Annotated in this window: 10 protein-coding genes; 2 read left to right on the top strand and 8 right to left on the bottom strand. The window is 40.0% G+C overall.

Going from position 1 to position 13,507, the window contains the following annotated elements:
* Positions 1–80: 80 nt before the first annotated feature.
* Both ACK1U4_RS03285 and ACK1U4_RS03280 read right to left on the bottom strand, forming a co-directional pair.
* Positions 81–467 carry a DUF2237 family protein gene (locus tag ACK1U4_RS03285; protein WP_419399944.1) on the bottom strand — a complete coding sequence of 129 codons (387 nt, stop codon included), beginning with the start codon at positions 465–467 and terminating at the stop codon, positions 81–83.
* 112 nt (positions 468–579) lie between these two features.
* Positions 580–1,200, bottom strand: a complete 621-nt coding sequence (locus tag ACK1U4_RS03280; RefSeq protein WP_419399943.1) for a glutathione S-transferase N-terminal domain-containing protein — start codon at positions 1,198–1,200, stop codon at positions 580–582.
* 274 nt (positions 1,201–1,474) lie between these two features.
* Here ACK1U4_RS03280 and ACK1U4_RS03275 point away from each other — a divergent pair, with 274 nt between their 5' ends.
* Together ACK1U4_RS03275 and ACK1U4_RS03270 are read left to right on the top strand one after the other, a co-directional pair.
* Positions 1,475–2,719: an ATP phosphoribosyltransferase regulatory subunit gene (locus tag ACK1U4_RS03275; protein ID WP_419399942.1), complete on the top strand. Its 1,245-nt coding sequence runs from the start codon at positions 1,475–1,477 to the stop codon at positions 2,717–2,719.
* Between the two features lie 69 nt (positions 2,720–2,788).
* Positions 2,789–4,078, top strand: coding sequence for an adenylosuccinate synthase (locus ACK1U4_RS03270; protein ID WP_419400069.1), 1,290 nt, complete (start codon positions 2,789–2,791; stop codon positions 4,076–4,078).
* Positions 4,079–4,452: 374 nt separating this feature from the next.
* Here the strand turns inward: ACK1U4_RS03270 and ACK1U4_RS03265 are convergent, their stop codons facing one another.
* From ACK1U4_RS03265 to ACK1U4_RS03240, 6 genes are all read right to left on the bottom strand, one after another.
* Positions 4,453–4,782 carry a type II toxin-antitoxin system RelE family toxin gene (locus ACK1U4_RS03265; protein WP_419399941.1) on the bottom strand — a complete coding sequence of 110 codons (330 nt, stop codon included), beginning with the start codon at positions 4,780–4,782 and terminating at the stop codon, positions 4,453–4,455.
* The gene (locus ACK1U4_RS03260) at positions 4,782–5,033 is read right to left on the bottom strand and encodes a type II toxin-antitoxin system Phd/YefM family antitoxin (protein WP_419399940.1); all 252 of its coding nucleotides are present in this window, start codon (positions 5,031–5,033) and stop codon (positions 4,782–4,784) included. The genes ACK1U4_RS03265 and ACK1U4_RS03260 overlap by 1 nt, the downstream gene beginning before the upstream one ends.
* A gap of 202 nt (positions 5,034–5,235) precedes the next feature.
* Positions 5,236–6,843 carry an Eco57I restriction-modification methylase domain-containing protein gene (locus ACK1U4_RS03255; RefSeq protein ID WP_419399939.1) on the bottom strand — a complete coding sequence of 536 codons (1,608 nt, stop codon included), beginning with the start codon at positions 6,841–6,843 and terminating at the stop codon, positions 5,236–5,238.
* The gene (locus ACK1U4_RS03250; protein ID WP_419399938.1) at positions 6,830–9,814 is read right to left on the bottom strand and encodes an Eco57I restriction-modification methylase domain-containing protein; all 2,985 of its coding nucleotides are present in this window, start codon (positions 9,812–9,814) and stop codon (positions 6,830–6,832) included. Before ACK1U4_RS03250 ends, ACK1U4_RS03255 begins: the two co-directional genes overlap by 14 nt.
* A 112-nt stretch (positions 9,815–9,926) precedes the next feature.
* Complete coding sequence (gene acnD, locus ACK1U4_RS03245; protein WP_419399937.1) at positions 9,927–12,542, bottom strand: Fe/S-dependent 2-methylisocitrate dehydratase AcnD; 2,616 nt, start codon at positions 12,540–12,542, stop codon at positions 9,927–9,929.
* Between the two features lie 195 nt (positions 12,543–12,737).
* Complete coding sequence (locus ACK1U4_RS03240; RefSeq protein WP_419399936.1) at positions 12,738–13,274, bottom strand: REP-associated tyrosine transposase; 537 nt, start codon at positions 13,272–13,274, stop codon at positions 12,738–12,740.
* Positions 13,275–13,507 lie beyond the last annotated feature (233 nt).

Below are 13,507 nucleotides of genomic sequence, written 5' to 3'. Positions count from 1 at the left end.
TGGATTCCTGCATTCGCAGGAATGACGGTAGCTGTTAGATGGTTCGTCACCCCTGTGAATACAGGGGTCTAGCGTCTTTGTTAAATAGCAAAATGTTTGAGTGTTGCTAAGTCCACCAATTCTAACAAACTTTCATGGCAGGCTTCGAGTTTTAGCGGTGGGGCTACCCCTGCATCCAATGCCTCAATCCAACGCAATGCACACACGCACCAAAAGTCATTGGGCTGTAGCCCCATAAACCCCAATTCTGGAAGCGGTGTCACCAAGTCGTTACCTTTTGCCAAAGAAAATTCCAAAAATTCACGGGTCATTTTGGCACACACGGTATGTAAACCGAGGTCTTGCTCGCCTGTGTGACAAAAGCCATTGCGATAAAAGCCTGTGAGTGGGGCGAAGCAACAACTCGCCAAGGCAGTGCCAAGCACGTTATATTGGTTGATGTGGGGATTAGGGTGGTGGCTTGACATGGTTAATTTATCCAAGAAAATGTCATTCGTAGGTTGGGTCGAATTATGAAACCCAACATAGTTCATTGATAGCATTGGTTGATAATGTTGGGTTTCGCATGCTCAACCCAACCTACACATTATGAAAATGCGTAAGTCCTAAAATTTGTAAGGTTGATTTTGGGTGTAATTCTAATTGTTGACTATCCGTTTTTTGCATAAAATCACGTTGCAAAAAGACATTGACTGCTTGCTGATTATTATCACTGACTGCTTGTTTATAAAGGTCTGGCAAACGCATTTTGACATAAACCAACGCCACACCATAAAAAATTTGCGGTAAATCCATACTTTCAGCGTCTAGCTGTGGGGCATTGGGCAACATATCACGCAGGAGTTGCGAGGAACGCTCAATAAATGGGTGCGGTAAGCTATTTTTAGGTTGAAAACGTTGGGTGGCAAAGGCTCTAACCGCTTGGCTAATAATGCCAAAACTTAAACTACTTAATGAAGCAGTTTTTGGGTCGCTAAAAATTTGTGGTAATAAATAGGCTAAAATCACACTGGTTTCGGTGATTAATGTGCCATCATCGGTCAATAAAGCAGGAACTTGAGAAAATGGATTTGCAGTTAATAGTTCGACTGGATTATCCCACGGCATAACAAAAACCAATGGCAAATCAATGTTGTGCAAATGACAAGCTATCATTAACAAACGAGAGTAAGGTGATGTGGTTGACACAAATAATTTCATAAGCATTCCAATTAATGATAAATCTAATTAACAATGAATATTAATCGACACCCATCAATCGCCGATTATAGCACAAAAAATTGCCCAAGTTCGGCGAAGCTATGTTACAATAAAAAGGAAAAGTGCCTGTATTCTCTCTGAGAATTTTTACAAAATTCTGCCACAGAATTTTTGACCAAACTTTCTTAATACTTCTACCATAGAAATAATGAGATAGAATTGGGTACTTCACCTTATTCACATGACCATGCTATGTTAATTGTTAGGATTTATTGTGTCCATTTCCCCCAGCCCCATCAGCTTTGCAACTGCTCAAAATAACTGGTTATTGCCAGACGGTATTACCGACCTTATGTCGCCTGAAGCTGTCAAACAAGAAGCTTTACGCTACCGTTTGACTCGCATTTTGATGAGTCATGGCTATGAGCTGATTAGCCCGCCCATGATTGAATATACCGAAAGTTTGTTGGGTTATGCGTCAGAAGATGTCAAACGCCAAACCTTCAAAATCATCGACCAACTCACAGGGCGATTGATGGGCGTACGTGCTGATATCACACCACAAATCGCTCGGATTGATGCCCATGTCAGTGAGCCAAACCAAATCGCTCGCTATTGCTATGCAGGTCATGTGATTTATACCTTGCCAAAAGGGTTGTTTGGCTCTCGTACGCCGTTACAGCTTGGGGCAGAGATTTTTGGGGCGGATAGCATTAACAGTGACATTGAGCTGTTGGATGTGTTATTTACCTTGCTTGATAGCACCGATTTGGTGGAACGTAGTCATATTGACATCGGTCATGTGGCGATTTTTAATACCTTGTGTGAGTTGGCAGAATTGCCTGTTAGTTTACAACAACAACTGATTGATTTATATACCAATAAAGCCTTGCCAGAACTCAAAACGTTGACCACGCAAATGGCAAGTGATTGTGCGTTTGCCCAAGATTTTTATGTATTGGGCGAAGCAGGCAATGATTTGGCAAAATTACAACAGCAATTATCTGATAATGCCAAACAAAACCCTCAAATTGCCCAAGCGTTACAGGATTTGACCCAATTGGTCAGCCATTTACGCACCCAATGGCATGCCAATGTGAGCGTTGATGTGACTGGGCTGGGCTATCATTACCATACAGGCATGGTGTTTAATGTGTATGTCGCAAACGAACCATTGCCGATTATTCGTGGTGGACGTTTTAGCAACCAACACCAACAAGCTAATGTTGGTGATGACTACCACGCTCGTTCAGCAGTGGGTTTTAGTTGTGAGCTTAACCGTTGGCAAAACTATATCCCTGTGCCTGTCAAAACCTTGACCCTTGTACCATTTGATACGGTGCAAAGCGTGTTGGCAGACCCACAACATCCAGAGCATGACAGCTTAACCCAAACCATTAACACCTTTCGTCAAGAAGGGCAGGCCGTGGTTATCGCCCTGTCAGCACAGGATAAACCCAAACATCTGACCCATCAACTGACCCTACAACAAGGGCAGTGGGTACAAGTACCACTGTAAAACTCAACAAATACCAAGCAAGAACTCAGCAAACAAGCAAAGTAAGGTGATATTATGACTGCTAATCAATTGGGAAAAAACGTTGTCGTATTGGGTAGCCAATGGGGCGATGAGGGTAAAGGCAAAATCGTTGACCTACTCACCGAAAAAGCCAGTGCTGTGGCTCGCTACCAAGGCGGACACAATGCAGGTCACACCCTTGTGGTCGGTGGCAAAAAAACCGTGCTACACTTGATTCCATCGGGCATTTTGCGTGAAGGTGTGACTTGCTACATTGGTAATGGCGTGGTACTGTCGCCAGAAGCCTTGCTAACAGAAATGCAATACCTTGAAGAAGCTGGCGTGCCAGTGCGTGAGCGTCTGCGTATCTCGCCAAACTGTCCGCTTATCATGCCTCAGCATATTGCCCTTGACCAAGCCCGTGAAATCAAACGTGGTAACAACAAAATCGGTACAACAGGGCGTGGTATCGGGCCTGCGTATGAAGACAAAGTTGCTCGCCGTGCGTTGCGTTTTGGTGATTTATTGCGTGATAACTTTGGCGAAAAACTACAAGCCAACCTTGAATACCATAACTTCGCTTTGACCCAATATTATGGCGTAGAAGCGGTAGATTTTGAGGCGACTATGGCATTGGCAAAACAATGGCGTGATGCCCTAAAAGACATGGTAGCCGATGTCACAGGCGAGCTTGATGACTTGCGTAAACAAGGCAAAAACTTGATGTTTGAAGGGGCTCAAGGTACGTTATTGGACGTTGACCACGGTACTTATCCGTTTGTCACTAGCTCAAACACCACGGCAGGTGGTGTGTGTACGGGTACTGGCTTAGGGCCTTTGTATTTTGACTATGTCTTGGGTATCACCAAAGCCTATACCACTCGTGTGGGGGCAGGGCCTTTCCCAACAGAATTGTTTGATGAAGTGGGTGAACATATCGGCAAAGTTGGTCAAGAAATTGGGGCAAGTACAGGTCGTGCTAGACGTTGTGGTTGGTTTGACGCAGCGATTTTACGCCGTGCGGTGGTACTCAACTCACTATCTGGGATTTGTTTGACCAAACTTGACGTACTTGATGATCTAGAAGAAATCAACATCTGTACTGGCTATCAGTTGCCAAATGGTGAAGTGTGTGGGGCGAATGACGCTGAGTTTTATGAAAATGTCACCCCTGTGTATGAAACCTTGGCAGGGTGGAAATCTAGCACCGTTGGTGTGACTGAGTATGATAAGTTACCTGACAATGCCAAAGCGTACATTAAACGTATTGAAGCATTGATTGAGTGTCCGATTGATATTATTTCGACTGGTCCTGACCGTGCTGAAACCATCATATTGCGTGACCCATACGATGCGTAATCATTGATGGTGAATGTTAAAATAGCTGGTTGAAAAACTGGCTATTTTTTTAACTAGGACTTACGCAAAAATGCCATTTGTAGGTTGGGTGGAAGAATGACACCCAACATAAACCATTCAAATTGTTGGGTATCGCAAGCTCTACCCAACCTACGATTTGGAAATGCGTAAGTCCTATTAACATCAAAAAATAGCCTAAGCATAATAATTTGGAATCCGTGGGTGGAAAAAAGTAAAACGCTTGACCAGTTTTTACCCAATGATTTTGAAAAAATGCTGTGTATTGAAACGGCAAATGCAGGAAGCGATTTTGTAAAGTTAAATCCTTATGATAAACAAACACTTATGGTTAGTATTTTGAAAAATATTGAATGTTAGGTTTGATTCTCTTGATGTTGAGATGTTATCAACTCAACATCGATTTCTCGTAAGTCTAAACTATCATAAACATCATCATTTTCTCGCTTGCTGACTGCGATAACATACACCACCAATACTTCGTCAATGACTTGGTAAACAAGGCGATAACCAACTGATTTAAGTTTAATTTTGTAGGTGTTTTTATGTCCTGACAGTTTGGCTGAGGGAATATGTGGATTTTCTAATCGTTCGGCAAGTTTCTTTTTAAATTGCTCTTGAATATTTGGGGCAATTTTTCGCCATTCTTTTAAGGCATTTGGGTGAAAATCAAGAACATAAGCCATTAGAGTTCATCCAAGGTCACACGAATGGGTTGCTGTCCATCATTCAATCGCTGTTCCAATATTCGCCCAAGTGCCATATCATCTAGTAAGTCCATCATTCGCTCATAGGTTTCGCTCGGCACAAGATAAGCAGATGGCGTATTGTGATTTAAAATCACGATTGGTTCACCCATCGCTTGTTCAATCAACGCTGTAGGGTTGCGTTTGAGTTCGGAAATACTGGCGGAGTGTCGAGCAAAAAGTGGTTGCATGGTTTTGCCTTTTGGATGTAATTTTGGTCTTATTTTAGCACTATTTTGACTTGATGAAAGTAAAAAATCAAACTCGACCCAACTGCTTATCATGAAATTTTGACAGGCATAATAAAGAGGTAACCATCCCAATTAAGTGAATAAATTATATCTTATTGGGTATCCGAAAGGTCACCCAGCCGTATCCAAACAATGCAAAACACTATTTTTTCCTATTTAATCTTCTGTTTGATAATTTTTTCCAAATATTGTCTGCGATTTTTATTTCCAAATCAGTTAAGCCGTAACCTTTTTTTAGGATTTGCTTATTAGTAATTGCCAAAATTTCATCAATGCTTTTTTTCTCTCGCATCATTCTGTCAATTGTGGCAAGTAAATCAGCATTTTTAGCTTGATATGGAAGCAGTATTTTTCCTGCTTCACTTGGCATTAACTCCAAAACACCGCCGCCATAACTACGACCAACTATTTCAGAAAAAGCCAAAGACAATGAATTGTAAAAACTTGCTATAAAAGCGTTTTTATTGGTGTCACTTTTTATAAACACACGGTGCATTGTATCGGTTGTATAAGCGTTCGCTTCATTTAAAATTAAACGAGGGTAAAGATTATTTCTGCGAATAAACAAGGCTTCAGAAAGCTTAACCGAGGGGATGACAAACCATTCATCTCGAATACCTGTTTTATAGCCCTTGTTTACGCCCAATGATTCGCCCATATCAATGTATGACTGAACGCCTTTGTGTCCATTAATTTTTTCTTTGGCTGGAAAAACCAATAAATGGGCTTTTGCTTTGGTTTGGCTGTTTAGCTTCCAATCTTCTTCTGTGAAAATTACACTATTAACCTGAACACTTCTACCAACCATTGGCTTTGCGTATTCTTTTAGGTCATATGCTTCTACTGTGGATAAAGGAACAGTGAAATAATCATTCGCCCCTGTGGTAATACCAACCTCAACATTAGCATAATCGCCAATTGTCGGAATATTCCGATTTCTTGCAACTTGTTCTAAAAAATCAATTTCTGCTTGTTCCAAAAAATAATAAGTCCATTTATTGGATTTGAAATCAATCTTTTTTTGAGGGCTTTTGAGTAAGTTTATATCTAACTTTATAAGGTCTGAAGCATCCTTTAATTCAAGATGTTCAATCAAATGTGAATCACTTCCATTTTTCTCACAAAGCAATAGAACGACTTCTTGCTGAATATCAGGAAACACCAATTTCTCAAAAGAAATGATGTTAATTTTATTGTAAAAATGAGCTAAAAACTCACGAAGCTGTTGAGCATACGAGACTTGCAACAATTCCGCAGGGATTACAAAACCAATCTTTCCTTTTTCTTTGAGTAATAAGCTTGAACCGACCACAAAAGAAACCCAAGCATTGGTGAGTTTTGAATATTTAAGCTTTGCTCGATGAAAAACCTGAATAGCTTCATTTTGTTGTTCTTCTTGAAAATATTGGTAACGAATATAAGGCGGATTACCAACGACTAAATCAAATTTTTCTGTGGTTTGATTGCAATACAAATGAAAATCGGTATTAATTACAGTCTTATTATTGAGCGTAATTTTAGTAGCTTTTTCTGCTTCAACGGCATCAAATTCAATAGCTGTTACTGATTTGAATTTATGACTGTTCTCTTTGAGTTGTTCAAGAAAAACCCCATCGCCACAACTAGGTTCTAAGATTTCATAATCAGAACTCCCATTGATACCCCATTTTAAAATAAATGTAGCAATTGGCTCAGGCGTATAAAATCCACCTCTCAGTTTCTCAGGTGTTGCGTTTTTAATTAGCTTCATACAATTCTTCGATTAATGGGATTAATGAATCTTCACTACCTAAATTGTAAAGTTCAGCTAATAGTAATTCTAACTTGGCTTTTTCTCTTTCAAATTGTCTTTGTAATGGCGTTAAAGCTCTGTTATTTCCTGAATGTGCATCGATTTGGTCATAAATGCTGATTAATTCTTTTTGTGTTGTGACGATTTTGTCATGAAGTGCTTTTTGTTCAGTATTTGAAAAATCAATTTGTCTGATTGGTAGATTTTTTAAAACTTTTGTTCCTCTTGCTATATAGCCACCTCTAAAAACTTCACCATACAAAGCACTAAACCATTCCAAATATTTTGAGTTGAGAATGGCTTGAATGTAGTAAATGGAATAGTCGGAGGTTGTTGGAATTGCAACCACACAATAACCCGCTGTGCCACCTGATGAAATCAAAGTTCCATAAAAATCTATTGCGTATTTATCACCAACGGAAAGTACACCAACAATAATTTTTGAAGGCAGTCTACAACTATCCAAACTTTGATGTCTGCCATATCTGTGCCATTCATTTTTTGTTTTTGGCTCTGGTTTTATATCACGTTTTGAATTATTTAAAACGGCTTTATGATTTTGCAAATAGTCATAGGCTAAAGGAAATTGCTTTTGAATTGTTGCTAAGGGAATGATATCTACACCTGTCTTGGTAGGCTCGTAAGGGTAAATAACCCTTGCATTTGGTTTGAATGTTCGGTAAGTGTATAAATTATCCTCACCTGATGAAGTTTGAAAATAGGGTTTCGTTATTTCTTTTTCAATTTTGTAATCAACGCCTTTTTTCGTAAAATAGAAATATTTATTATCCTCTTTGGTGGGTTTGAAAATGTAAACATCATTTGCACTGGTCTGAATACCATTGAAAATATTATCATTTTCAACCAAATCGCCAAGGTTGATACTTTGAGCAATAATTTTATTATAAACATTTGACAGTTCGGGCGGTACTAGAACCCATACCTCTTCATCTAATTCACTTGTATTCTTTGAAGCAAATTTTACTGATTCAGGTTCTCTTACTTTCCAACTTTTTAGATTTTTAACTTCGGCATAGTTGAAGGTCTTTTGGGGCTTTTTGGTTAAAATTAGCAAACAGGTATAAGTAGTTTTATCTGCAAAAACCTGATTTGCTCCAAAAGATACAATGGAGTGGAGATGTTCTTTATTAGCAAGCAATTCACGCAGTTTTTTACCCGCACCGACTTTGGTAAACTTGCTTGGAACGATATAGCCTAAAATGCCATCATCAGCCAACAAATTAATACCCTGTTCAAGAAATAGGAAATATTTGTCAAACTGCTTGTAAGCAGAAACATAATTGGTTTTGTAGAGTGGTAATTCAATTGGCGTAATATTTTTCATATCCTCTGATTTCATATAAGGTGGATTACCTACAATGACATCAAAGCGAAGCTCCGAAAAATCAAATGGATTGACAGTTATCTGGTCTTTCTTATTAGTTACTTTTTCAGGACTTAACAAACTATTTCCAAAAAAGATATTATTTGAAAGGTCTGGTAAAACTGGTTTTATTTTGTTAGTTGAATTAGTATCTTCGTTTTCCAGTAGTTTTAAAAGCAAACCAAATTTTGATGCTTCAACTGCATTATAATCTTTGTCAATTCCGTAAATGCAATTTAATAAAAGCTGTCGTTTTATTTCAAACGGTAATTTGTAAGTATTGATATTGGTTTGAATGAGTTTTGATTTATCGTTTTTCAAATAGTAGTCAATCAAAATATCATTAAGTAACTGAAATAACTCCAATAAAAATGCACCTGAGCCACAAGAGATATCAGCCAGTTTCAGTTGAAGAATTTCTGCATCGGTTTTTCCTTCACACTTTTTCAAAACGGTATTTCTTAGGATATCATTGATAATGAATGTTGGTGTGCTGATAATGTCACGGTCAATGTTCTCAGGTTTTTTTACCAAGATAACAGAACCGTTTTGAACAGTTAATTTTTCTGACAGGAAAATTTCATAAATGCTTCCTAACACATCAGAAGAAAAAACACTGAATGAATAAGGGCTTTCAGGATAATATAATTGTTTAATTATCACCCAAAATACCGAACTGATATTCTCTACAATTTGGTCTTTTAAAAATTGTTCAAAAAGCCCTGAATTGTAGCGTTTGTCGGCTATCTCAAATTTCTTTATAAGTGCTTTGAAATCGTTCGTGGTGGCAAATTTTAGAAGCGTTTGATAGTCTTCTAAGTTTCTATCCTCACAAACACGCAGAAATAAAACCCTATTCAGATAACTCTGAACAATGTCATTTAGTTGTTGTTCATCAATATTTGGGTCGTATTTGTAAATCTCTACGCCAAGTGATTTTCTCCACTCATTGATTTGATTGAGAAATAAATTATCAATCGAATAATGATTTATTTTGCTTTCAATTTCTTTCCATTCTGTTTCAAAAGCTCCTGAATACACTGATTCTTTGCCTAATAGCTGTTTAATTTCTTCAAATTTACTTTCATATTCAGTGTAATGGTATTTTTTTACAAGAGCTTTTGTATAGGTGTCGTCTTTCTCAACTTTCACGGAAGTATCATAAATGATTAAATATTCGAAGTTCGAAATAACAGAAATTTTTAGTTTACCTGTAAAACCATATCGTCTGACTTGCTTTGCTGTGTCATTGTTTGACTCAATGGAAACACAAGGTTTCTTTGCTTCCAAAAAGAATTTTCTTTCAGAGAAAAGTCGGAAAGTGTAATCAGGTTTTTTACAATGTTCAGAAGCGTTTTCTTTTAATGCTTCTTCTAAAATTACTTCTCGTTCATTAGTCGGTTTACCTGCGTTATTTTTAATGTCCCAACCAAGCAACTCAAAAAATGGGTCTAAAAAATCACTACGAAGCAATGTTTCATTATACTTGCTTGTCAGGTAATACTCTCTGTCAGCAGTGTATTTTTCTATAAGATTTTTTAGCATAGATTGGTCTCAATCTTAATATTACAAAAACTTTACATGAAGAAAAAGCCAAATCTCAGGAGATTTGGCTTTGCTATTATACAGAAAAAATTCCTACACTTCACCTTTCAGCTTATACTTCCCCTTTCAAGAAATCTTGAGCGAATTTTTGCAACACGCCCCCAGCGTTATAAGTATCCACTTCCGCTTGGGTATCAAGACGACAAGTCACAGGCACTTCAACCAATTCACCATCGTGACCATCATGTCCTGCACGCTCAACGACCAAAATCATATCGCCACGAGGGGCAAGATTACCAATCACGCTATAAGTTTCCGTACCATCAAGCTTCAACGTATGGCGATTCACCCCAGCTTTAAACTCAAGTGGCAACACCCCCATACCAATCAAATTGGTACGGTGAATACGCTCAAAGCCCTCAGCCACAATCGCCTCAACCCCTGCTAGACGCACGCCTTTGGCAGCCCAGTCACGGCTAGAGCCTTGACCATAATCCGCACCTGCGATGATGATAAGCGGTTGTTGACGGTTCATGTAGGTTTCAATCGCCTCCCACATACGCATCACTTTGCCCTCTGGCTCAACACGAGCAAGCGAACCTTGTGTGGTCGTGCCGTCAGAGTTTTTCACCATTTCGTTAAACAATTTCGGATTGGCAAAAGTCGCACGTTGGGCGGTTAAGTGGTCACCACGGTGGGTGGCATAGCTATTGAAGTCTTCTTCTGGCAAGCCCATTTTCGCCAAATATTCCCCTGCTGCCGAGTCAAGCAAAATCGCATTCGATGGCGACAAGTGGTCAGTGGTGATATTGTCAGGCAAAATCGCCAACGGACGCATATGGGTCAAGGTGCGAGGTGCAGCCAATGCCCCTTCCCAGTATGGCGGACGGCGGATATAAGTCGATTGTGGTCGCCAGTCGTACAGTGGGCTGTCGGCTTTTTGGCTACGGTCAAGGTTGAACATCGGAATATAGATTTCACGGAACTGTTCTGGCTTAACGTGTTTGGCAACAATCGCATCAATTTCTTCATCGCTTGGGAAAATGTCAGCAAGGCGGATTTCTTTGCCGTCAACTACGCCCAATACGTCTTTTTCGATGTCAAAACGAATTGTGCCTGCAATCGCATACGCCACCACTAGCGGGGGGCTTGCCAAAAATGCTTGTTTGGCATACGGATGGATACGTCCGTCAAAGTTACGGTTACCAGACAATACCGCAGTAGCGTAAAGGTCACGGTCGATGATTTCTTGCTGAATCGCTGGGTCTAACGCCCCTGACATACCGTTACAAGTGGTACAAGCGAACGCCACGATACCAAAGCCCAATTTTTCCAATTCTGGCAATAGGTTAGCGTCTTTTAGGTAAAGTTCAGCGACTTTTGAACCAGGGGCAAAAGATGATTTCACCCAAGGTTTACGAGTTAAGCCTAGCTCATTGGCTTTTTTCGCCAATAACGCAGCCGCTACCACGTTGCGAGGGTTTGACGTATTGGTACAAGAGGTAATGGCAGCGATAATCACCGCACCGTCTGGCATTAAGCCGTCATCACGATTTTCTACCACACCTGCAATGCCTTTGGCAGCCAAATCAGCGGTTGCAACACGAGCATGAGGGTTTGACGGACCTGCCATATTGCGAGTGACTTTTGACAAATCAAACTCAAGCACACGCTCATATTCAGCATTCACAAGGCTATCAGACCATAGACCTGTGGTTTTGGCATAGTTTTCAACCAGTTTAATTTGGTCTTCGTCACGCCCTGTCAAACGTAGGTAATCGATGGTTTGTTGGTCGATGTAGAATAGACCTGCGGTCGCCCCATATTCTGGGGTCATGTTGGCGATGGTCGCACGGTCGCCGATAGATAGGCTGTCCGCACCTTCACCGAAGAACTCAACATACGCACCCACAACACGCTCTTTACGCAAGAACTCCGTCAATGCCAACACGATATCGGTCGCTGTAATGCCCGCTTGGCGTTTGCCTGTCAAATGTACGCCCACGATGTCTGGTAATCGCATCATTGATGGGTGACCTAGCATTACGGTTTCGGCTTCTAGTCCACCAACACCGACCGAAATCACGCCCAACGCATCCACGTGTGGCGTGTGGCTGTCCGTACCCACGCAAGTATCTGGGAACGCCACGCCTTGCTGTACTTGGACGACTGGCGACATTTTCTCAAGGTTAATTTGGTGCATGATACCGTTGCCCGCAGGAATCACATCCACGTTTTCAAAGGCGGTTTTTGTCCAGTTGATAAAGTGGAAACGGTCTTCGTTACGGCGGTCTTCAATGGCACGGTTTTTCTCAAATGCGTCTGGGTCATAGCCACCATACTCTACAGCTAGTGAGTGGTCAACAATCAACTGTGTCTGTACCACTGGGTTTACTTTTGATGGGTCACCGCCTTGTTCAGCGATGGCATCACGCAAGCCCGCCAAATCGACAAGGGCAGTCTGACCCAAGATATCATGACAAACGACACGGGCAGGATACCAAGGGAAGTCTAGGGTACGCTCACGATTAATCAGCTGTTTTAACGCATCGGTCAATTCGGCTGAATCAGTGACTTTACGCACAAGCTGTTCGGCAAGAATGCGAGAGGTGTACGGAAGTTTGTCGTAGGCATCTGGAGTGATGTCGTTGACGGCTTGGCGAGTGTCGAAATATTCCACGTTGGAATTGGGGAGGGATTTGCGGTACTGATTGTTGCTTTGGCTCATGGCTAAGTTCCTTTTGCTGTGTTGCTTGAAAGTGTAACTGGTTAAAGGTATGTAGGTAAGGTGCGTCTTACGCACCTATTATTACGCACCTATTAAAAGCTGATGGTATTTATGTGGTGCGTAAGACGCACCTACAATTAAAAAGCTAATTACGCCTAAATGGTGCATAAGACGCACTTTATAATTGATTATGGTTCACTCACCAAAAATCTGTATCACATTATCCATTCCCCAATCAGTTGGATAAAACCCCATTTTTACATAACGGTGAAAAGAAGAATATTGCCAATCTAGCACATTTTTCACTAATCCATGTTTAACAGGGTTGAAATGAATATAATTAAGATGATTGGTGAAATCATTGTCATCACGAATTAAATGCTCATAAAATCGTCTATGCCAAATGCCTTTTTCATTCCTTAATGTTTTTGAATAACTTAATTCATCAAATGGCAAATGATATTGTGGACAGGATTGCGTGGTTTTACGCTTTATCATGCCCCAAATTCGGCTAAAATCATTGTCTTTTTGCTCAAATTGTAAAATGCAATGTAAATGGTCTGGCATTTGTACCCAAGCAATAATTGTGAAAGGGTAGGTTTGACGAACTTCAATAATGCTTTGTTTAAGAGCTATCAGAAAATCAGACTGACAAAAAATCTTTCGCCGTTCAAACGCAAGGAGGGTGAAAGCATAAATATGACCATCAAAATTGCGAATATAGTTTGACAAAAAATTTTAGCTTCCTTGCGATTATAAGGCACATCATACGCACCTTTTTAAAATATTGGCTCTAAATGGTGCGTAAGACGCACCTTACGGTTCATGTTATCAGCCGATATAAATCCCACCATTTGGATATTTTTTTGCAATATTTATTGCTTCAAGTACATTGTTTAATTTCAATTGAAATAAATCTTTGTATAAATATATTAAAAAATTGATAAGGACAAATTAACAAGAAT

The sequence above is a fragment of the Moraxella sp. TY6 genome, assembly GCF_048551375.1.
GTDB lineage: Bacteria > Pseudomonadota > Gammaproteobacteria > Pseudomonadales > Moraxellaceae > Faucicola.
Note: the sequence above shows the minus strand (reverse complement) of the source record. Positions and strands in the feature narration are given on the sequence as shown.